General features: G+C 65.1%; 22 protein-coding genes. 12 read left to right on the top strand and 10 right to left on the bottom strand.

The window, feature by feature from the left end:
* Positions 1-29: 29 nt before the first annotated feature.
* Positions 30-254 carry a site-specific integrase gene (locus ACHIRB_RS19725; protein ID WP_395124771.1) on the top strand — a complete coding sequence of 75 codons (225 nt, stop codon included), beginning with the start codon at positions 30-32 and terminating at the stop codon, positions 252-254.
* A gap of 280 nt (positions 255-534) precedes the next feature.
* Here the strand turns inward: ACHIRB_RS19725 and ACHIRB_RS19720 are convergent, their stop codons facing one another.
* From ACHIRB_RS19720 to ACHIRB_RS19695, 6 genes are all read right to left on the bottom strand, one after another.
* On the bottom strand, positions 535-1,686 hold the full coding sequence (locus ACHIRB_RS19720) for a lanthionine synthetase LanC family protein (RefSeq protein WP_395124772.1): 1,152 nt from the start codon (positions 1,684-1,686) through the stop codon (positions 535-537).
* Positions 1,676-2,422 carry an RNA polymerase sigma factor gene (locus ACHIRB_RS19715; protein ID WP_395114524.1) on the bottom strand — a complete coding sequence of 249 codons (747 nt, stop codon included), beginning with the start codon at positions 2,420-2,422 and terminating at the stop codon, positions 1,676-1,678. Before ACHIRB_RS19715 ends, ACHIRB_RS19720 begins: the two co-directional genes overlap by 11 nt.
* A gap of 189 nt (positions 2,423-2,611) precedes the next feature.
* Positions 2,612-2,761, bottom strand: a complete 150-nt coding sequence (locus tag ACHIRB_RS19710; RefSeq protein ID WP_199707918.1) for a hypothetical protein — start codon at positions 2,759-2,761, stop codon at positions 2,612-2,614.
* 134 nt (positions 2,762-2,895) lie between these two features.
* Positions 2,896-5,961 carry a lantibiotic dehydratase gene (locus ACHIRB_RS19705; protein ID WP_395124773.1) on the bottom strand — a complete coding sequence of 1,022 codons (3,066 nt, stop codon included), beginning with the start codon at positions 5,959-5,961 and terminating at the stop codon, positions 2,896-2,898.
* Positions 5,962-5,975: 14 nt separating this feature from the next.
* Positions 5,976-8,117: a peptidase domain-containing ABC transporter gene (locus tag ACHIRB_RS19700; RefSeq protein WP_395127751.1), complete on the bottom strand. Its 2,142-nt coding sequence runs from the start codon at positions 8,115-8,117 to the stop codon at positions 5,976-5,978.
* The gene (locus tag ACHIRB_RS19695; RefSeq protein ID WP_395124775.1) at positions 8,114-8,563 is read right to left on the bottom strand and encodes a hypothetical protein; all 450 of its coding nucleotides are present in this window, start codon (positions 8,561-8,563) and stop codon (positions 8,114-8,116) included. The genes ACHIRB_RS19700 and ACHIRB_RS19695 overlap by 4 nt, the downstream gene beginning before the upstream one ends.
* 127 nt (positions 8,564-8,690) lie before the next feature.
* Between ACHIRB_RS19695 and ACHIRB_RS19690 the strand changes: the two genes are divergently transcribed.
* Complete coding sequence (locus ACHIRB_RS19690; protein ID WP_395124776.1) at positions 8,691-9,323, top strand: FHA domain-containing protein; 633 nt, start codon at positions 8,691-8,693, stop codon at positions 9,321-9,323.
* A 103-nt stretch (positions 9,324-9,426) separates the two neighbouring features.
* Positions 9,427-9,597: a hypothetical protein gene (locus ACHIRB_RS19685; RefSeq protein ID WP_199707926.1), complete on the top strand. Its 171-nt coding sequence runs from the start codon at positions 9,427-9,429 to the stop codon at positions 9,595-9,597.
* A 78-nt stretch (positions 9,598-9,675) separates the two neighbouring features.
* Here the strand turns inward: ACHIRB_RS19685 and ACHIRB_RS19680 are convergent, their stop codons facing one another.
* Complete coding sequence (locus ACHIRB_RS19680; RefSeq protein WP_395124777.1) at positions 9,676-10,650, bottom strand: helix-turn-helix transcriptional regulator; 975 nt, start codon at positions 10,648-10,650, stop codon at positions 9,676-9,678.
* A gap of 125 nt (positions 10,651-10,775) precedes the next feature.
* Here ACHIRB_RS19680 and ACHIRB_RS19675 point away from each other — a divergent pair, with 125 nt between their 5' ends.
* The 4 genes from ACHIRB_RS19675 (at position 10,776) to ACHIRB_RS19660 (ending at position 14,069) form a co-directional block, all read left to right on the top strand.
* Entirely contained in the window at positions 10,776-11,171 is a 396-nt protein-coding gene (locus tag ACHIRB_RS19675) for a RidA family protein (protein WP_395124798.1), read from the top strand.
* Positions 11,172-11,214: 43 nt separating this feature from the next.
* Complete coding sequence (locus tag ACHIRB_RS19670; RefSeq protein ID WP_395124778.1) at positions 11,215-11,691, top strand: DUF488 family protein, N3 subclade; 477 nt, start codon at positions 11,215-11,217, stop codon at positions 11,689-11,691.
* Positions 11,692-11,964: 273 nt separating this feature from the next.
* The gene (locus ACHIRB_RS19665; RefSeq protein ID WP_395124779.1) at positions 11,965-12,450 is read left to right on the top strand and encodes a MarR family winged helix-turn-helix transcriptional regulator; all 486 of its coding nucleotides are present in this window, start codon (positions 11,965-11,967) and stop codon (positions 12,448-12,450) included.
* 68 nt (positions 12,451-12,518) lie between these two features.
* Positions 12,519-14,069, top strand: a complete 1,551-nt coding sequence (locus tag ACHIRB_RS19660) for an MDR family MFS transporter (RefSeq protein ID WP_395124799.1) — start codon at positions 12,519-12,521, stop codon at positions 14,067-14,069.
* A gap of 74 nt (positions 14,070-14,143) precedes the next feature.
* Here the strand turns inward: ACHIRB_RS19660 and ACHIRB_RS19655 are convergent, their stop codons facing one another.
* Positions 14,144-14,365, bottom strand: coding sequence for a DUF3618 domain-containing protein (locus tag ACHIRB_RS19655; RefSeq protein ID WP_199707931.1), 222 nt, complete (start codon positions 14,363-14,365; stop codon positions 14,144-14,146).
* Positions 14,366-14,492: 127 nt separating this feature from the next.
* Here ACHIRB_RS19655 and bcp point away from each other — a divergent pair, with 127 nt between their 5' ends.
* Entirely contained in the window at positions 14,493-14,966 is a 474-nt protein-coding gene (gene bcp, locus ACHIRB_RS19650) for a thioredoxin-dependent thiol peroxidase (RefSeq protein WP_395114537.1), read from the top strand.
* Positions 14,967-14,968: 2 nt separating this feature from the next.
* On the opposite strand, the gene ACHIRB_RS19645 is transcribed toward bcp, so the two are convergent.
* A complete protein-coding gene (locus ACHIRB_RS19645) occupies positions 14,969-15,739 on the bottom strand; it encodes a TetR/AcrR family transcriptional regulator (RefSeq protein WP_395124780.1) in 771 nt (256 codons plus the stop codon).
* 306 nt (positions 15,740-16,045) lie between these two features.
* On the opposite strand from ACHIRB_RS19645, the gene ACHIRB_RS19640 reads away from it, so the two are divergent.
* Entirely contained in the window at positions 16,046-17,530 is a 1,485-nt protein-coding gene (locus tag ACHIRB_RS19640) for a DEAD/DEAH box helicase (RefSeq protein ID WP_395124781.1), read from the top strand.
* A 37-nt stretch (positions 17,531-17,567) separates the two neighbouring features.
* Here the strand turns inward: ACHIRB_RS19640 and ACHIRB_RS19635 are convergent, their stop codons facing one another.
* Positions 17,568-18,326, bottom strand: coding sequence for a TetR/AcrR family transcriptional regulator (locus ACHIRB_RS19635; RefSeq protein ID WP_395124782.1), 759 nt, complete (start codon positions 18,324-18,326; stop codon positions 17,568-17,570).
* Between the two features lie 95 nt (positions 18,327-18,421).
* Between ACHIRB_RS19635 and ACHIRB_RS19630 the strand changes: the two genes are divergently transcribed.
* The 3 genes from ACHIRB_RS19630 (at position 18,422) to ACHIRB_RS19620 (ending at position 20,893) form a co-directional block, all read left to right on the top strand.
* Positions 18,422-19,381, top strand: coding sequence for an ATP-binding cassette domain-containing protein (locus ACHIRB_RS19630; protein WP_395124783.1), 960 nt, complete (start codon positions 18,422-18,424; stop codon positions 19,379-19,381).
* On the top strand, positions 19,378-20,145 hold the full coding sequence (locus ACHIRB_RS19625; protein WP_395124784.1) for an ABC transporter permease: 768 nt from the start codon (positions 19,378-19,380) through the stop codon (positions 20,143-20,145). Before ACHIRB_RS19630 ends, ACHIRB_RS19625 begins: the two co-directional genes overlap by 4 nt.
* A 136-nt stretch (positions 20,146-20,281) precedes the next feature.
* A complete protein-coding gene (locus tag ACHIRB_RS19620) occupies positions 20,282-20,893 on the top strand; it encodes a TetR/AcrR family transcriptional regulator (RefSeq protein ID WP_199708022.1) in 612 nt (203 codons plus the stop codon).
* Positions 20,894-20,963 lie beyond the last annotated feature (70 nt).

Here is a 20,963-nt window from a genome sequence, read left to right as displayed (position 1 = left end):
CGTTGCGGTCGCCGCATAATTTTCGTCGGATGTGGCGGGATGCGCGGGGTGTGGAGTGGGCGTGGGTGACGCCGCATTCGTTTCGTAAGACGGTTGCGACGTTGGTGGAGCGTGAGCGTGGGATGGCTGCGGCGTCGAGTCAGATGGGTCATGCGGGTGAGGCGGTGACGGCGAAGCATTATGTGCAGAAGCGTGATCGGGCGGCGGATGTGACGGATGTTTTGGAGCGTTTGAGTGGGCGTGTCGAGTCTTGAACCGCCCTACGTTTACCCGACGGAAACGTGTCAGGAAAGCCCCTAACGTACACTATATGCGACGGTGCTAAATAGGCTGTTTTCGCACCTAAATGGGTGTTTTTGTCCGTTTCACGGTGTATGTTTTACCCCCCGAACGCTAACAGCGGGTTCGGGGTTCAAGTCCCTGATGGCGCACAACACAAGGCCCCTGACCTGGCATACAGGTCAGGGGCTTTGTTGTGTCTACTGACGAACCCGCTTTCGATACTTTTCAGAGCGGATCGTCAGGGCATTCGGGTCAGACAGACGACAACAACAGGGCACGATCCCAACCCGGGTCCATGTCGGTCGCCGCGGCGAGCAGCGCGAGAGCCACACCGGCCTGTCCGGAGAGAACGCCCGGAGTGTCGGGCAGCTGGCCGAATTCGGATTCACGCAGTAGTCGGAGCGCCCACTCCCGCGCTGCGGGTGCGACGGACTCGTCGAAGCCCGCGAGCCTGCCCATGGTGTGCGCGACGCCTGCAGTTCCGTGACACAGGCCTAGGCCGATCACACCCGAGGTCTCGTGGGGCCTCGCGGCCGCGGCCGCGGCGGCACGGGACGCGGCCTGCCCGATCGTGGGGTCCGCCAACACGTCGGTTGCGGCAGCAAGCGCAAGTGCCGCACCGGCGTCGCCGTAACACCACGCCACCTGGGTCGGTGCCGGCTGCACGCCCGGCTCGATCGTCGCAGGGTAGCGACTGTCGGACGAGGTGAGCGGAAACTCGTGTGCGAGAAGACTTTGCGCCGCCGAGGCAGCAAGGGCGCGGGCCAGATCGTCGCCCGACCGCGCCGCCGCACTCGTCAGCGCGAGCACTCCCGGCACCCCGTGCGCCAGACCGAGGTCGACGTACCGCGGGGGCCGTTGCGAGGCGGGGCCGAACAACGTCAGGGTGTCGGTCACCCAGTCGTCGGCAGCGACCTCGCACAGTCGCGCGAGCACCGTATCCAGGCAGCCCCCGCCGGCCTCCAATGTGTAGACCCCGACGCCGACCAACCCGTAGAGCAGTTCCCACGGACCGGCCCACTCCGCGAGCAGTGGGAGCACCAGGTTGTCCATGTCGCCGGACGTCGGTTTCACGCCCGCGAGCCGGTCGAAGTGCGCGCCGACCCACCCGACACCGCACGCCCCGGCGGCGAGGCTGATACCCGCGGCAGCAGGGTCTGCGCTGAGCGCGTCGTAGGCGGAGCCGAGGAAATCGTCGGCGGTCGACCCGTCGTCGCCGGTCGCAAGCGAGACGTAGGCGAGTGCGAGTGCGATTCCCGCCGAACCGTCACACAGTGACGGATTGAGCGCGTCGGGACGAAGCGACCGCAACCGCTGCGCGATGTCATCGACGACCCGCAACGCACGGTCGCGTTCGTCAGCGCGTAGCAGCCCGTGCCACGGCGACATCGGTTCAGGCCGCATCGCTGAGAATGGTGTCGGCGTTGAAGACGCTGCGCCGATAGTCGTCACAGCGCGAGCACGATTCGATATGGCGCGCAACGCGTTTGCGGAGCAGGACGGTGAACTTCCCGTCCGAACCGGCGAGCGTCGCGGCAAGCGTGGCGCAGCCGTTGTGCTCGGCCCGGCGCGCAACCAACAGCGCGCCGATGGATCGCGCGACAGTAGCGCGCACCCGCTGCAACATCTTCTTGGCCGAATCATGTCTTATACCAAGGGCGTTCGCCAGCTCCGGACCCGTAAGGCCCTGCTGGTAGGCGAGCTCGAGCACTCGACGATCCCGCTCCGACAAGCCATCTGTGGCCTGAGTCAGCAAGTTCGCCAGCTCGTTTCGTGACGCGACGGCGAACGGGTCCGGCTCGGACGACGGACTGTCGGCGACCTCGTCGCACGCGGCTTCACGGTTGCGATGACGCAGGGCGCGCAACGCGTTCCGGCGAACGATCGAATACAGCCACGGTGCCAGCCTGTCCGGGTCCCGCAGCTTCGGCAGTTCCACCGCCGCAGCACAGAAGGCGTCGTGGACACAGTCGGCGGCGAGGTGGTGATCGCGCACGACGGTCACGCAATAGTTTTGCAGCCGAACGGAATAGCGTTGATAGATCGCTGCGAACGCGGCGCGGTCACCTGCAGCGGCTGCAATGGCCAGGTCGGCGTCGTTGCGACACTCGCCGTTGGGCCGTCCGGATGTCGATGTCATAAAAGAAATGGTCGCCGAACTTGGCTGGTCGCAGAATCTCCCCAACACCAGAATCAACCCCCTGACAGGGAAGGTTTTCCTATCCGCGCGGCAAGTAACGTCGCGCACACGACGACCGCCCCATGACCGTGGGGCCATGGGGCGGTGGGGGGTGCGTCGACTTCACTCAGGATTCAGACCGGCGAACCACTACTTGGTCTTGCACTTGTCGGACGTCGCGCACTGGGTGCCGTGCTCGGAGAACTTGGGCTTGCCGCCGTGCGCGGTCCGCAACTCGTCGACCGTCAGCGAACGGATGCTGCTGCGACGAAGGGCAAGCTTCTCACTGTTGGTGTTCATTTCTTCTCCTTGGGGTGTTGTGTCGGCGTTGCCCCCGTGGGCCTCGCTCATAGGTAAGAGCATCGAATCGGTCTGGGGGAGACAATTTTTTCGCGAATCTTTTTGCTAACCAATGCTTTTGACGAGTCATCAGGCTACGCCGAACCTCGCGCGAGCCGGCTGACGTAGTAGCGGTCGAGGAAGCTCAGCAGGACAAGTTCGTGGGTACGCGCAGCCGAGCGGAGCAGCCGCACAGCGTTCAGGTGACTGATGCTGTGCACGACGTCGAGGTACGGCGCCGTCAACTCCTCACCCCGCGCGGCCAACTCGGCCAGCAGCGGCGTCAACCCAACCGATCGTCCCCGGAACACCTCGCGCACAGGCTCGTACGGATGATCGACGGTGTCGTCGAGAAGCCGGGTGAGATCCGCCCGCTCGGTGCGCCAACGCGCACCGATGCCCGGGTCGAGCCCAGAGGCGTTCGGGTATTCGGTTCGGTATCGGGCGGCGGCGTCCCTGACCCAGGCGCGCCGAGCCGCGATGTCGAGACCGGCGTCGGTCAGCAGCCGATCGGTCGCATACAGGCACAGCTTCCACCGCGCGTCGGCGTCGCTGTCCAACCTGCGCAGCGCCGCAACCACGGCAACGCTGTCGACCGAATGGATCCGCTCGGCAAGTTCGATGCCGACCCCACCGCCGTAACGTTCGATCTCGCGTTGGTAGGTATCGACCACGAACTTCCACACGGTGCCGTCGTCGATTCGCGGTGCCAGCGCATCGGACAAGGCGGGCATTGCCCTGCCGAGCAGCGCAGACGGTTCGCCATGCAGGCGAATCCGCAGGTGGTGGTCGGGGTCGCCGTAGCGAAGGAAGAACCACCGATCCACGATGCCCGCATCGGCGAGTTCGGCGAGCACGGGTCCGAGAGTGCCGGTGAGCACTCGGTCCGCTGTCGCCGTCCCGGTGTAGACCTTGAGGTAGAGCCACTCGCTGCCGGGGGTGAAAGTACGACGCACGGCGGCCGCGGTGGCGCGTGGCCGGTCCTCGTTGGCCGGCGCGTGCTCGGCGCGGCGCACGAACGGGACGATCAGTTCCTGCTCGAACCGACCTTGCGGGCCCTCTGCGACGCCGGTCGACAGGACCTCCTCGATAAGCGCTGACTTACGCCCGCGCAACACCTTTGCAGCCATGGCCGTCAGTGCAGCGCTGGCGGTATCCACGTACAGCCGGTTGTCACCGTCGACGATGAGCAGTTCGGTCGGCAGGCCGCGGCCGCTGCTCACATCGGCCCAACCGGCGAGCAGGTCGCCGCCTGTCACAGTGGCGATCTCAGCCGCCGACAGACGCCAGCGGGCACGGCTGAGCACCACGCGACCCGCGGTGCCGTTCGGCGTCGACCCGCCGAACGACGCGGTGACGCGGGGCAGCCACGGCGCCGACTTGCACGCGCCCCAATCCCAGCCGAAGGCGTCGGCTACTCCGTCGCCGGGCAGTGCCGCAAGGAACCGGTAGACCCCGAAGCCCCGCCATGCGGCGTTGTGCGCGGTCGTCAGGCGGGGTCGCACTTCGGCGCCAAGACGCGGGCAGAAGAGGACGATCCGGTCGCCGTCAAGACGAACCGTCAGCTCGTCGACGCTGATCTGCCGGTCCGCAGCCGCGCCCGAGCGGCCGAGCAGGATCAGCTCGTGGTCCCGTAGCACCGGGCGGGTGAGGATGTTGCCGATGCGCCCCTCCGGTAGATGGACCAGTTCGGCGAACACGACACCGGGCGCATGGGCTTCTTCGGCGCTCAGGTGCGTACGAACCGCCTGCTCCAGAGCGGCGTCGCCGTGACAGAACCGCCCGAGCAGTTCTGCACCGGACGGGCCGCAGACGCTCTCGATCTCGACGCCGTCGGCGAGCAGGTTCGCGCTCACCGCGAAAGCGTCGGGCAACGGCAACCGCGTGGGCATTTCCAGCCGCTTGATCAGGTCGGGATCGAGTTCGACACTGGTGGAACCACTTTCGCGTGCACGGAGCAGCACGTCGAGCAGCACCGTGTCGCGCTCGCTGAATTCGGAGGGCTGCGCTCCACCACCGAGGTCGAGGCCGGCGAGCAGCGGTGATTCGTCGGACGCCGGGTGGTGCGACCGGTCGTAGCCGATACCGAGTTCCTCGTCGAGCGCCTCCATGAGCGGCACCTCGCGGTCCTCGTAGCGTGCCGCGAACTCGGCCTTGAAACGCGTGAGGGCGGGATCCTCGAAATTTGCGGAAACTTTGTGCAGCAACGTCAATCCCTTGGTGAGGAGATCGACTGTGTCTGTGCCAAGGTGAAGGCCTGCCCCCGCGCGGTGCAGGTCCACCTGGATCAGGTGCGCGTCGTTGCCATCGGCGAATTCGCGCAGCGTCGCCGTCGCGGACTCGTAGGACGAGAGCGGGTTGCCGATCCCCGCCGCGTCAAGTGCGGCAAGGTCGTTCGATACCCGAGCCAGCGCGGCCACGGTCGAATCGTGCCCACGCAGGGACTCCAGGACGTGTGCCAGCGGCTCGGAGCCGGTTACCGTCGGCTCGGCCACGGGAGTGAGGACCTTTGCCTCGACGAGCGCGTCGACGTAGTCGCGTGCGTCGTCGAGATCGACGTCCACCGTAGCCGCGACAGCCTTGGCGACATCGTCGACCTCGGCACCACCTGTCGCCGCCGCAAGAGCGCACCGCAACGGGACGTCGTCCTCGACGACTACCAAATGGTGTGTGCGACGGCCCTTCTGGAGCCGGCTCTCGATCAGCCGCAGCGCGCCCGCCGCGTGATAGCGACTGGAGTTGGGTTCGACCACCATCGAAGGCCGCGTCGCAGGATCGGTGACGAGCCGCTCGACGAGCGTGGTGAGCACCTCTGTGTCGGGCCTGCTGCGCCTGGTGGTGCCGTCGGGTCCGTCGACAAGCAGGGCGGTATCGACTCCGACCGTGCCGAGCGAGCAGCCGGCGAACAGCCCGAAAGGCGTTGCCCGGGTGCACATCCGCACGAGGTAGGCGGTCACCGAGGCGACGACTCGGTCGTCCGGATCGTCGGCGTCGAGCCGCCGCAGCAGCGCTGGTGACGCCAGATGCAGCGCCTCCCGCACGTCAGGGCGCGAAACCATTGTGCGCCAATAGGTCTGGTCGGCGCGCAGCTTGTCGAGTTCTTCGAGTGGCAGCAGCGGGGCACGCATCACGAAGAAATCGGCGGCGAAAGATTCAGGCATTGCAGAGCTCCCAATCAAACCAGTTGCCCGGCAACGAGGTGGCTGTACGGGCCACCCGCGTCGACGAGCTCGAAGTGGGTACCGGACTCGACCACGCGGCCCGCGTCGAGCACGACGATGTGGTCGGCGTCGATGACGGTCGCGAGCCGATGCGCGATGACGACGACGGTGCAGCCGAGCCGGGCGATGTTGGCGTGCACCCTTGCCTCGGTGACGGTGTCGAGACTGCTCGTGGCCTCGTCGAGCAGCAGGATCCGCGGGCGCGGTGCCAGCGCTCGTGCCAGGGCGAGTCGCTGCCGCTGTCCGCCGGACAGCGACGCCCCACCGTCGACGAGCGCGGTTTCCCAGCCCATCGGCATCGCGTCGATGTCGTCGAGAATTCCGGCCGCCTCGGCAGCCTCCTCGAGTTGATGCATCGGCAGGTTCGGGTCCGCCATAAGCAGGTTGTCGCGAATGGACAATCCGAAGATGTACGGGTCCTGTGTGACGACGCCGATCTGGGAGCGCAGGCCTCGCGGATGCAATGTCGAGATGTCGAGATCGTCGATCAGCACGCGGCCCGACGACGGCGGATACAGGCCTAGCAGCAACCGGCCCAGCGTGGATTTGCCGGACCCCGATCGTCCGACGATGGCAACGACCTGACCCGGCTCCACCGCGAGGTCGATATCTTCGACGATCGGCGGACCGCCCTTGTGATAGCGGAAGCCGAGCCCGACTGCCCGCACGGAACCGGCAAGTTCGGGCGCATGACGCAGATCGCGCCCGGCGGTCTCGGTCGGTGTGTCGAACACGTCGTCGAGGCGTGCGAGGTAGCTGCCGAGCAACTGCACCTGCAGGGCCGTCGCGACCAGGACGCCGAGCGGCTCCAAGAAGCCCGACGCGAGGGCTGCGAGCGCGAGCATGGAACCGAGCGACATCTCACCGCTTGCAACCAGATGAGCCCCGACGAGCAGGACGGCAATCGGCGACAGCAGCGCCAGACCGTGGATCGCGGTCTCGACGAGAGCTTCGAGGCGACCCCGGCGCAGCGAGACGTTGAGTTCGGCGACGAACAGGTTGGTCCAGTGCGACACGGCTCGTCGTTCGGCGCCAGCGGCCTTGAGTGTCTCGACGGCCGAGAACATCTCGTACGCGTAGGACTGCGAGTGCGCCTCGGTCGCCAGCGCCTCACCCATCAGGTGCTGGTTACGGCGCCGGGCCGCCAGCAACACCGAGACCTGGGCTGCCCCGAGCACGGCCACCAGCACTCCGAGCATCGGCGACAGCATGACGATCACAACGAGATACAGCGTCGCGAGAGCGCCGTCGAGCAGCGCCGCGAGGGTGCCGGTCGTCAGGATCTCGCGGACGGTGGCGTTGCTGCGCAGCCGCATCATCAGGTCACCAGACGACCGCTTCAGGAAGAACGCGTACGGCAGATCCACGAGGTGCTCGAGGAAATCGAGTGTCATGGTGATGTCGAGTCGGCTGCGCAGGCGGAGCAGAAGATGGGCCCGCAGGTAGCTCGCGACAACCGAGTACGCGATGAGTGCGGCCATCACGGCGCCGAGGACTTTCAGCAGGTGACCGTCACCGTTGGGCACCACCCGATCGACGACGACTCCGGTCAGCACCGGCACGGCCATTGCCATGACCCGCACGACGACCGACGTCGCCAGCACCGAGCCGATCCCGCTCGAGCGGGTCAGCAAGCGGCGCGCGTGGTGCAGTGCGCCGGGTGCCCGTCGGCCGCCTGCGACGAACGATTCGGTCGGTTCGAGCATGATCGCGACACCGCTGTACAGGTCACTGGCGGTGCTCCATGAGACGCGGCACCGCCCGACGGCCGGATCGACGATGGTCACTCCACGCTTGGACGCCGCGACGAGAACGACGAAATGGGCTGAGCTCCAATGCAAGACAGTGCCGCGCGGCAGCAGGCGCAGGTCGTCGAGCTCGGTGGAAACCCCACGAGCACGCATGCCGTAGGCGGCGGCGGCCTCAGCGAGTCGAAGGGCGTCGATACCGTCGCGCCCGGTCCCGGTGGCTTCGTGCATCTCTGTCAGCGACACATGGCGGCCGTGATAGCCGAGTGCCATGGCCAACGCGGCGGCACCACAATCGGCGACCTCGGCTTGCGCGACGAACGGAATCGCTGCTCGGCGCGGCATCATCCGAGCCCCGGCACGAGGATGTCGATCAGTCGATCCTGGCCCGCGGGGACGACGAGTTCGCCGACCGTCAGCGCGCTCGGGCCGTCGACCTGGGCACGAACCTGCATCGTCGTGACCTCGACGACCGTCGCGGGCCACGACGCGCCTGACGAGTCACGAAACTCGGCGATCGCACCCAGCTCGGGTGTGGCTTCGCCCGACCGCATAGCCACGACCGAGTCGCCCTGCACCACTGCAGGCAGCGCCTCCGTGCTGGCAACGGTCACCGTGCTCGCCGCAGCGACGCCGACCGACAGCAGCACTGCGAGGGCGACGAGGCCTGCACCGATCCACTGCGGCTGCTCGACCAGTTTGCCCGGCCCCTTCGGCGCGGAACGGCTGTCGCGCCACGGCCGGCGAAAGATCGAATCCCGGTCCATCGCGACGGCGTCGGTGCCTGAAGTCATCGGCTTGCTCCCCAGAATGGTGGTCGTGTGTCAGGGGTTGGAGCAACATGGCGGCCTGGTGGGGACGCTGCTAGATGGGGTACTTCTCCCCACAGAGTTTTGCGTCCTTGCCAAATAGAATCGGCACATGGCTTCCCACCTCGAGATCTGGCGACCGTCTGGACGGGAGCTGTTCTCGTTGACCGAGCACACGGCGACGATCGGCAAGACCGTGACCATCGGCAAAGCCGTCACCAATGTGGTTTCGATCGACCACGATGCGACAGTTTCGCGCCTGCACGCGGTGCTCGAGAATCACGGGTCGGCGTGGTCGCTTCGTGACATCGGGAGCCGGAACGGTACCTATGTGAACGGCGAGAAAGTTGCAGGCGAACGCGTGCTTCGCTCCGGTGACGAGGTGCGAATCGGTAAGTCACGCTTGGTGTTCTGGGGTCGCAGTCGTCTCGACAGCACACCCGACGACGAAGCGACGCGGTCTGTCGAACCCCTCGCCGCACCACCGCGCCTGACGCCGCGCGAACTCGACGTCCTGCTGGCACTGTGTCGGCCGCTGGTCGCCACAGACGGGTTTCCCGAACCCGCGTCGACGCGGCAGATGGCACTCGAATTGGTCGTGACGGACGCAGCCGTCAAGCAACATCTGCAGAACATGTACGACAAGTTCGGGATCCCGATGGAAGGGGACCGACGCGTGCGCCTGGCCAATGAAGCCCTGCGCCGCGGGGCGGTCACACTTCCGATGCTGCGCGAGCAGCGTTAGTCGCCGTCTGGTCGGCACGAATGTGCACCTTCTGTCGCCTCCGGGCTTTGGGAGATACGTAAGTGCGCACTCGACTCAAGGCGTGACTCGCTAGGCTGGGCGCATGAACGAGGACGACCGCACGACTGCTGCACGCAACGCTGTACTCGACCTGATCGTCAAGTTGGCCAAGCAGATCGACGGGAGCTACCCCGCCGATGCGGGTAAGGCACGCGATCTCGCCGAGGCCTACGCCTGGATCGTGGAGCCGTCGCGCGGCGGTCCGACCGCCTGAGTCAGGCCGCGGGATCGGCCGTCCCAGTACGGAGCCGTTCCTCCGGCGTCCACACATTCGCTTCCTCGCCGACCGACCTCAGGACGAACGGTCGTAGAGGGTGGTGATCGCAGCGGCGCGATCACGCAGAGCGGCGCGTAACCATTGGGGGGCAATGGCTTCCGCGGTCGTTGCCAGCTGCCACAGCGCCCAGATCGCGTGTCTGGAATCTTGGAAGGTCACGTCGAGCCGCAGCCGACCGTCTGCGTCGGACTCTTCCGAAAGGACCGCCAGTGCCGTGCCGACCAGGTCTTCGCGCCGCGACGGATCCATGCGCACCGACACGGTGACCTGCTCGCCGCCGGTTCGGAATTGCGTGCTGCGTTGCTGCCAGGCCTGGTCCAGATCGACCTCGTCGGGTCGGTCTGCGGGTTCGAGAAGCTCTTCGGCGGCAACGATTCGGGACAGTCGGTAGGTGCGGTCGGCGCCGGACCTCGTGGCAAGGAGATAGCCCTGCTCGCGGACGAAGACAAGACCGATCGGGTCCACCGTGCGCCACGCGGGTGGTTGATCGGGAGCCGCGTAGTCGATGCGCAATTTGTGTCCGGCGAACACCGCGCGCCGAACTTCGGCAACGACCGCGTCGGGTACCTCCTCGGTAGCCACGCGTCGAGCGAGCAGGTCGGTCTGCGGGTCCACGAGCAAGCGCTCGGCCACATCGGTTGCGGTGTCCCGAAAGTTGTCGGGTAGTGCATCGACCACCTTGAGCATCGCGGACGAAAGCGCCGAGCCGAGGCCGAACGCCTGGGCACTGCGAACCGATCCGGCGACCAACAAGGCAAGGGCCTCATCGTGATTGAGTCCGGTGAGTTCGGTCCGGAAACCAGGGAGCAACTCGAAGCCACCGTCGCGGCCGCGCTCGGCGTATACCGGGACGCCCGCAGCAGACAGTGCATCGATATCGCGAAGCACCGTTCGAGTGGACACTTCCAGCTCGCGGGCCAGCGCGGTGGCCGACAGCCGACCGCGCTGTCGCAGCAGCAGAACCAGTGACACCAACCGGTCCGCGCGCATTCGAAAAGTATGGCACCAATACACGACACAAGATGTCGTGTATCGCTGGAAAGGTCACAGCCATGACAAACAAAATGGTCACCGCCGCACCCACCTTCGACGACTCGACCGCAGCCGATGCGCGAGTGAGCCGAACGGCAATCAACCCGTGGCCCTGGTCGCTGGAGATGGGATACAACCAGGGCGAAGTTGTCTCCGGTCCGGCGCGAACCCTGTTCTGCGCCGGACAAACCTCGATGAGCAGCGCCGGCCAGCCACAACACATCGACGACATGGCAGCGCAATTGGCACTGAGCCTCGACAACTTGGAAGCCGTCCTCCACGAGGCCGACATGACGCTGGCGAACCTGGTCCGGCTCAGCGTCTACACCACCGACGTCGACCTGCTGTTTCAGCACTACGGCGTGCTCGCAGCGCGATTGGGCGCCGCCAGGGTCGCACCGACCACCACGATGCTCGGGGTCAGCAGGCTCGCAATACCCGTCCTGATGGTCGAACTCGAAGGAACTGCCGTCGCCTGACGCGTCACCAACCGACAACCTACGGACAGGACAGGTGATTTCGGTGCTCGAAGTCGTCACAATCGGCGTCTACGGCCACACCGCCGACATCTTCCTCGACAAACTCACCGGCGCCGGCGTGGGGTTGCTACTCGACCTCCGCCAGCGCCGCGGGGTGCGCGGCCCAGACTACTCGTGGGCCAACTCGATCCGGCTCCAAAATGCCTTGCGCGCAACAGAAATCAGCTACCGCCACGTGAAAGGTCTCGCTCCGACGACCGAGCTGAGACAATTGCAATACCGCGAAGACGACCGCCAGGGCGTCGGCAAACGCAACCGCACGGCCCTCGCACCCGAATACACCGAGCGCTACACGCGCGAAATCCTGAACCCATTCGACGTCGCCGCACTGGTCGCCGAACTCCCGCACAACTCGGTAACTGCGCTCCTCTGCGTCGAGCGCGATCCCGAAGCATGCCACCGCTCCCTCGTCGCCGAACGCATGCGAATCGAGCACGGCCTCTCGGTCACGGGACTGTGACGGCGAGGGTCCACTCTCGGTGGACTGACGAGGTAGCGAGCGTAGTGACCGCGGAGGGTCAGCGTGCGCTGCGACATTGGCTCGCTCCGCTCGCTGGCTTCGGGCCTCTTACGCACGCGCTTCCCTCCTCCTCCAGTCGCTGCGCTCCCTCCCTCGTCAGTCCAGCGCGTGCTGACCCTCCGCGTCGCTACGCTCTTTTCCTCATTTACTTGCTTAGCACACGCAAACGATTTATAGTTAGCTTCGGTAAGCATGCATCAGCCGGAGGTAGCCGTGAGCGTCACACCGAGTACAGCGCAGGAGCTCGTCGAGGAGATCTTCCTGTTCGGTCGCGCGTTGCGGTCGGCTGTCATCACAAGCAGTGTCGATCCGATCCCGACGGCGCTGGTCGGCGTCCTATCGATCCTCGCCACCTACGGGGAATGCCGACAAAGTGATCTGGCAGGCGAACTGTGCATCAGCCAGTCCGTCCTCAGCCGCCAGATCGCGGATTTGGTCGACGCCGGCTACGTCTGCCGACATTCCGATCCTGCCGACGGGCGTGTCTCTCGCATCCGCGTCACACCCGAGGGCACCGCATTGCTGCACCGATCGAAGGAAGCGAAAGCAGCGCTGCTTCGCGCGACGTTGTCGCACTGGACCGAGGGCGACGCGCTCGTCGCTCTCGACGCGGTCCGCAAACTCGAGCGCACTCTTTTCGAGCACGCACACCGAGCTCGAGTATCAAATTCAGCAATTCATAGTGGGAGCTCGCTCTGATGACTCGACCCGAAACACACATACTGGAGACCAAGAATCCAGAAAAGGCCGTCGGCGCAAAGGCCGCGATGACCCACAAGGAAATCCTCGAAGCTCTGATCGGACTACTGGCCGCCCTGTTCACAGCGCTGCTGAGCACCACGATCGTTGCGACGGCACTGCCGACGATCATCGGTGATCTCAAGGGCTCGCAAACGGCGTACGCCTGGGTGATCACTTCGGCGCTGCTTGCAAACGCGGCATCGACACCGATCTGGGGCAAGCTCGCAGATCTGTTCAACAAGAAGGTGCTCGTCCAATCAGCGATCGTCATCTTCGTCGTCGGCTCGATCCTCGCAGGCTTCGCACACAACGTTCCCGTACTGCTCGCCGCACGCGTCGTGCAGGGCATCGGCATGGGCGGACTGACCGCACTTGTCGTCGCCATCATCGGCAGCATCGTGTCCCCGCGTGACCGCGGTCGGTACTCCGGCTACATGGGCGCGGTCATGGCCGTATCGATGTCTGGTGGACCCATCCTCGGCGGCGTCATCGTGGACAGTCCGCTCGGCTGGCGCTGGTGCTTCTTCGTCTGCGTGCCGCTTGCCGTCATCGCACTGCTCGCACTGCAGCGCACATTGCACATCGAGACCGACCGCAAGGACGACGTCTCCATCGACTGGTTCGGCGCACTGCTGCTCACCGCAGGTGTCTCCATCCTGCTGATCTGGGTCTCCTTCGCAGGCAAGGCCGGCTACTACGACTGGTTCTCCACTCAGTCCGCGACCTACGTCGGCGTCGGTCTTGCCCTGCTGGCGGCGACCGTGTGGGTCGAGTCGAAGGCCAAAGCCCCGATCATCCCGCTGAAGATCGTCACCGAACGGACGACCGGTCTCGCGATCATCGCCTCGATCGCAGTCGGTGTCGGTCTCTTCGGAGCGACGACATTCCTCGGCCAGTACTTCCAGACCTCACGCGGTTTCAGCCCGACCACAGCAGGGCTGCTGTCGATCCCATTGGTTGCGGGAATGCTCGTCGCATCGGTGGCGTCAGGACAGCTGATCACCCGCTTCGGTCAGTGGAAGCCGTTCATCGTGACCGGCTCGATTCTGCTGGTCATCGGCTTCGGCCTGCTCGGCACCATCGACCACACCACCAACCTGTGGACCGTTGGAGCCATGACCGCGGTCGTCGGACTCGGTACCGGCATGCTGATGCAGAACCTCGTCATCGCTGTGCAGAACACGGTCGGCGTTCACGACATCGGCACAGCGTCCAGTTCGGTCGCCTTCTTCCGAACCTTCGGCGGCGCGGTCGGCGTCTCGGTCCTCGGATCGATCCTGGCCACCCGAGTCGCAGACATTTCGGCATCGGGATTCGCGAAGCTCGGCATCGACACGAGCGCCGCAGGCAGTGGCGCGAACCTCGATCTGAACGCGTTGCCAGGCCCGGTCCAGGAGATCGTCCGCGCCGCATACGGCGACGCAACGGGACGCATCTTCTTCGTCGCGGCACTGGTCGCACTTGTCACGCTCATCGCGGTCGTTGCCATCCCGAACCGGCCACTTCGACGCACGATCGACATCGCGCCAGAGGAAGAACCGACTGAGGATCGCGATCTCGTGACGGCATCTGCCTGATCTCCGACGAGCCGCGGCTGACGCAATCGAGCCCCCGACCCAGCTTTGGGTCGGGGGCTCGATCGTGTGTCTTACTAGCGGAAAATCTTGACTACGACGAGAACGACCACGAGGGCGCCCGCGCCGATCAGGCTGTACTTGATCTTCGGCTCGTTGACCTTTGCAATCGCCTTCTGCTTTGCGCCTGCGGCGATGTGCTTGGGGTTCGCGCGGACACTGAGTTCGTCGAGTGTGCTGGCGAGCTGATTACGAGCGGCCTCGATGTCCCGCTCAATGCGCTCGGTGTCCTTTGACACGTGTCCCTCCAACTTTCTTCCGCGTTTGAGATGCGACCCGACCCTACCGCGCCGTCTACCAAAGGTAGAGCAGATCAGGCGCCCACAGCCAGCACGGTGTCGGACGGCTTCGCTACCCTGACTTGCTGTGACCGAGAACAGCAGACTTGCCAAGGGCGACGACGCGCCCGACTTCACTCTTTCCGATGCCGACGGCAACGACGTATCGCTTGCCGACTACCGCGGCCGGAAGGTGATCGTCTACTTCTACCCAGCGGCTTCGACACCCGGCTGCACCAAGCAGGCGTGCGACTTTCGCGACAGCCTCGCCGATCTGAACGGTGCCGGGCTCACGGTGCTCGGCATCTCCCCCGACAAGCCTGCCAAGCTCGCGAAGTTCCGCGACGCCGAGGCACTCACGTTCCCGCTGCTGTCGGACCCGGAGCGCACGACGCTCGAAGCCTGGGGCGCCTACGGCGAGAAGATGATGTACGGCAAGACGGTGAAGGGTGTCATTCGTTCGACGTTCGTCGTCGACGAGGACGGCAAGATCGAGGTCGCCCAGTACAACGTCCGCGCAACGGGGCACGTCGCGAAACTCCGCAAGGACATTTCCGTCTAGGTCTACGTCCGATCCTCGATCAGCGACGCGACGCCGTCCAGTATTCGACCGAGCCCGAATTCGAATGCCGTGGCGACGTCGCTCGCTGCCTGGTGGGCTTGCCCGGACGCAGTTCCGACGCGACCCGCGATCGGATACCGGTCGAACGGCACGACCTCCTCGAGCACCGGCGCACTTTTCGCCCACCACTCGGAGTCGGTGATCCCGCTGTGCCGCACGGCTTCCGCGGCGTCGGCGACGCGGCGCGCGGATGATTCGGTGTGTCCGAGGACGAGACTAAGGACGGAGTCCATTTCGAGGTCCGTCAGCCCGACGCCGTCGATGTAGGCGAGTTCGCGATCGTACTTCGCCATGACGTTCGGACCCAGCGGCGCACGCGCGGTAGATACGCCCAGCAGCCACGGATGCCGTTGGTAGAGTTGCCAATTCGCCCGAGCTACAAATTCGAGGTTGCCGCGCCACTCCCCTGGCTCGGCCGCACCCTCGTAGTGAGCCACTACGTCTGCCAGCGCACGATCGACCATCAGATCGACGAGCTCAGCCTTCGACGGCACGTAGCTGTACAGGTTCATCGCCGACACTCCGAGGTGGTTGGCCAACTGCCGCATCGACAGTCCAGCCAGACCCTCCGCGTCGGCAAGAGCTATCGCCGCGGCAGTGACCTGCGGGACCGTCAGCTTCGGCTTCGGACCTTTCGAGGATCGGCTCTGCACTCCCCACAGCAATTCGATCGTGCGGCGGGGATCGCCGGATCCGCTGTATTCGATCGCCACCGTGGCCTCTCACCTCGATATTCGTACGCTGTCCATAGTAGCGAGCCGACAACGTGATGCGCACGACACCGTGACCGCCACAGCCGGCGACTAGGTTACTGTTGACGACAACGGTGCAGTTCGTATGCACCATCCGTCGTGGATTGCTTCTCCTCCGCACCGGCCGTCGGCCGAGTGGCACAAGCTCTTTTGCGGCGATCGATATTGCCGACTGGCAATCTCGCCACTTTGTGCCCGCTTTGCGTGAACGACGATGTTCGCACCTGCCTGGGCGCAACCCGAAGCCCGAAAGGCCTCGACTTCTCTGTGAATACACCTACTTTCGCCACGCTCGGCGTGCGCGAACCTATCGTCAAAGCTCTCGAATCGGCCGGCATTACCTCGCCGTTCCCGATTCAGGTCGACACTCTTCCCGACACCCTGGCCGGACGCGACGTCCTCGGCCGCGGTAAGACCGGCAGCGGTAAGACGCTCGCCTTCGCAATCCCCATGGTTTCGCGTCTCGCAGGCGACCTCGCCGGTGGCAACCGCAGGCCCAACCGTCCGGTCGGGCTCATCCTCGCCCCGACCCGTGAACTCGCGACGCAGATCGCGGCCGCACTCGAACCGCTTGCCAACGCGTACGACCTCAAGATCACGACGATCTTCGGCGGCGTATCCCAGCAACGCCAGGTCCAGGCACTCAAGGGTGGCGTCGACATCGTCGTCGCCTGCCCAGGCCGCCTCGAAGACCTCATGAAGCAGCGTCTGGTCACCCTCGACGCCGTCGAGGTCACCGTGCTGGACGAGGCCGACCACATGGCCGACCTCGGCTTCCTCCCGGTCGTCACCCGCCTCCTCGCCGCCACTCCCGCGCACGGTCAGCGTCTGCTGTTCTCCGCAACGCTGGACAACGGCGTCGACAAGTTGGTCAAGCGCTTCCTGAAGAGCCCCGTCATGCACTCGGTCGACGAGGCCAATTCCCCCGTGGCGGCGATGACACACCACGTCTTCGACGTCAGCAGCGTCGAGCAGAAGCGTGTCCTCGTGCACAAGCTCGCGTCAGGTACCGGTCGCCGAATCCTCTTCATGCGGACCAAGCACCAGGCTCGCAAGCTGGCCAAGCAGCTGACCGAAGCGGGCATTCCGTCGGTCGATCTGCACGGCAACCTTTCCCAGCCGGCGCGCGACCGTAACCTTGCAGCCTTCTCGGCAGGAACTGCGCGCGTCCTCGTCGCGACCGACGTCGCTGCACGCGGCGTCCACGTCGACGACGTCGAATTGGTCGTCCACGTCGATCCGCCAGCCGAGCACAAGGCCTACCTGCACCGTTCCGGTCGTACGGCTCGCGCGGGCAGCGCAGGTGACGTCGTCACCGTCGTTCTGCCCGAGCAGCGCAAGGATCTCGCCCTGCTTATGCGCAAGGCCGCGATCAAGGTCACCCCGCAGCAGGTCACGGCAGAGTCGGCGCCCGTCGCACAGCTGGTCGGCGAGGTTGCGGCCTACGTCAAGCCGACGGTGCGGATCGAAACTCAGGTCGGGGGTCAGCCTCGGACCGGTGGCGGCGCACGTGGCGGCAGCGGCGGTGCCCGCGGTGGCGCACGTGGCAGCAATCCCGCGCGCGGCAATCGGCCACAGCACGCCGGCGCGAGCTCGGCGGGCGGCACTCGCTCCGGCGGCAGCAGTACAACTCGGTCGGCGCCTGCCGGCGCTCGACGCAGCAGCGGCACTCGCGGTGCTGCAGCCGCAGGTACAACCGGTGGGCTCGCGGCATTCTCGCGCGACGGCGCGTCACGCCGTCGTCGCGGCTAGTCCTAGCTGCCACCACTGAACGAACCTGCGTCGAGTCCTACTTCCCGTAGGACTCGACGTAGCTTTCGAAGCCATCGAGCAGACGATCGAGGCCGAACGAGAAGTCCGCGTCCGCCCAATCGATGTCGTCTGCTTCGAACATCTGCGCTGCGAGCGCTTTCGTCAGCACTGGAAACCGTGCAGGGTCGAGCACTCGGGCAAGTATGGCGGGATAGCTGTTGTCCTCCTGAGGCATTTCGCTCAGCATCCCGCGCATCAGCCGCGCTCTGCCCAATACATACAACGACACGTTCATCACGAGCTGCAGCTTGACCGGATCGGGTAGACCCGTTGGAGCCAAAGCCTGCAACCCGGCTTCCAGCCATGCCATGTTGTTCGGACCGGTCGGTGGGGCCGACAGCGGTATATCGACCCACCACGGATGGGCGAAGATCGCTGCGAACTCGGCAGCTGCCCACGCCTTCAACGCATCTCGCCACGACAGACCTTCGTCGAAAACCGGCGGCGGTCCGATCACGCGGTCCGACAGGACCTGGACGAGGGTGTCCTTACTGTCGACATATCGGTAGATCGACATCGTCGTGAAGCCCAGTTGCTTTGCCAGCCGACTCATCGACAGCGCGGCAAGGCCCTCTGCGTCGGCAACCTCGATCGCCGCGTCGAGCACCTGATCGAGACTCAGACCCTTCCGCGGTCCGCGCGTGCCGGGCTCGTCGAGACCCCATGCCAATTGGACCGCCATCGGTAGCGCGACCGCGTCGCTGCCGGGCCCGTCTTGCGCCGCACTGTCTGTCATTTTCACCATTCTTGTCCATCGGTCTTGCGATGAGTCTAAAACTGTGTACCGTATACATTCAGTGTAGTAAGTACACAGTTTAGAGACGAGGCGATATGACCACCCAACTTCCCCAACCCGCCATTTCAGCGACGGGACTGCGAAAGTCATTCGGCGACACCAAAGTTCTCGACGGCATAGACCTGAATGTCGCTGCGGGATCGATCTTTTCACTGCTCGGGCCGAACGGCGCAGGCAAGACGACGACCGTGCAGATCCTGTCGACGCTCATCCCGGCGGACGCAGGCGAGTGCAGGGTGGCGGGCTACGACCTGGCACACGACGCGAATGCGGTCAGGACCGCCATCGGCGTGACCGGCCAGAATTCCGCGGTCGACGAAGTACTGACCGGCACGGAGAACCTGATTCTGCTCGGCGACCTCGCACATCTGGGCAAGCGCGAATGTCGTCGTCGCGCAACCGAACTGATCGCCAGATTCGGTCTCGTCGATGCCGCGGACCGACGCGTCTCGACGTACTCCGGCGGTATGCGCAGACGCCTGGACCTTGCGATGAGCCTGATCGGCGACCCACGAATAATCTTCCTCGACGAACCGACCACCGGCCTCGACCCACGGAGTCGACGCAACATGTGGCACATCATTCGCGAGATGGCGGACGCAGGCGTCACCATCTTCCTCACGACGCAATACCTAGAGGAAGCCGACCAACTTGCCGACCGCATAGCCGTTCTCGACGGCGGTCGGATCGTCGCAGAGGGAACCTCCGCCGAACTCAAGCGACTCGTACCCGGCGGACACATCGAGCTGCGCTTCGCCGACACCGACGGGCTGGACGCCGCCACGCAAACCCTCGGGGTCGGCAAGCGCGATGACGACGCATTGTCGCTGCAGGTGCCTTCCGACGGCAGCGTCGGCGCGCTCAAGTCGCTACTTGCGCGTTTCGACGACGAATCGATTGCGATCGAAGACCTCTCGATCCACTCCCCCGACCTCGACGACGTCTTCTTCGCGTTGACAGGTGACACCACAGCACAGAAAGCCGCGACCCGATGAGCACCCTGACCCTGGCCGCCTCCGACTCGGCAACCATGCTCCGCCGCAGCCTGCGGCACACACTGCGCAGCCCCGAAACGATGATCACGACGATCGCCCTACCGATCGTGATCCTGCTGATGTTCGTCTACGTCTTCGGCGGTGCGATGAACGTCGACGGCGCCTACATCGACTACGTCGTCCCCGGCATCATTCTGTTGTGTGCCGGCTTCGGTGCCGGATCGACTGCTGTGAGCGTCGCGACCGACATGTCCAACGGCATCATCGATCGCTTCCGCACGTTGGCGATATCACGTACGTCGGTGCTGACCGGGCACGTCGCAGGCAGCGTGATCCGCAATCTTGTGATGACTGGGCTCGTCATCTGCGTCGCAGTACTGCTCGGCTTCCGTCCGACCACCGACCCCGTGCGTTGGCTCGGAGCCATCGCTGTGCTCGCTCTGTTCATCCTGGCGATTTCGTGGCTATCGGTTGCGCTCGGACTTGTCGCCGGCACACCGGAGGCGGCCAACGGGTTCACGTTCGTACTTATGTTCCTGCCCTACGTCAGCAGCGCCTTCGTGCCACCGGAATCCATGCCGAACGCCTTGCACTGGTTTGCCGAAAATCAGCCCGTGACGCCGATCATCGAGACCGTCCGAGGGCTCTTGATGGGCACAGCCATCGGTAACAACGCGGTCCTTGCGGTCGCCTGGTGTGTTGGAATTTCGGTGCTCGGATACCTGTGGGCACGTGCGCTGTTCAGGAAGAAGACCGCACGCTGAGCGCCCGGACCCTGCGCTGGGTGCGCGCCCGGAGCGAATAACCGGCTAGCCTATTACCGTGGAGTCGCGAGCCAGTACCAAGCCTGTGCGACGTCCGGACCCCGCTCTCGAGCTGCAGAACGACCCTCAAGAGCTGATGCCGAGACGTCGGCCAACACAGGAACGCAGCAAGAAGAAGTTCGACGCACTGCTCGCGTCGTCCCGCGAATTGCTCACCGATGTCGGTTTCGAATCCTTCACCTGCGAGGAAGTCGCAGCGCGCGCAGAGGTGCCGATCGGGACGCTGTACCAGTTCTTCGCTAACAAGTACGTGATCGTGTGCGAACTCAATCGTCAAGACCTGGTTGCCGTCTCGCAGGAACTCAACGACTTCAACGGCGAGATCCCGTCGCTCGACTGGTTGCGCTACATGAACAACTTCGTCGATCACCTTGCGCAACTGTGGACCTCGGACCCGTCGCGGCGCGAAGTGTGGCTCGCAATGCAATCGACCCCGTCGACGCGTGCGACGGGGGCGATTCACGAGAAGGAATTCGCGGAAGTCATCACGAAGATGCTTCGACCACTGACGCCACGAACGTCACGTGAGCGTCGCAAGATGATGGCCGAAGTGCTTGTCCACGTTGTGTATTCGATGCTGAACTTCTCGGTCCAGGACGATCAGAGCCATGCCGACGCCGTAGCCGAGCTGAAGCGGCTTATGGTCGCCTACCTGCTCGTCGCCGAGAAGGAATCCCGGACGAGGTAGGCGGCTTCGCCGCTCGTGAGTCCTTTCGGAGGGCCCGCCCTCCAAAAGGACTCACGAGGCGCGTAGCGCC

It is taken from the genome of Antrihabitans spumae, assembly GCF_043944905.1.
Taxonomy (GTDB): domain Bacteria; phylum Actinomycetota; class Actinomycetes; order Mycobacteriales; family Mycobacteriaceae; genus Antrihabitans; species Antrihabitans spumae.
The sequence above is the reverse complement of the archived record's forward strand: the minus strand, read 5'-3'. Positions and strand labels throughout refer to the sequence as shown.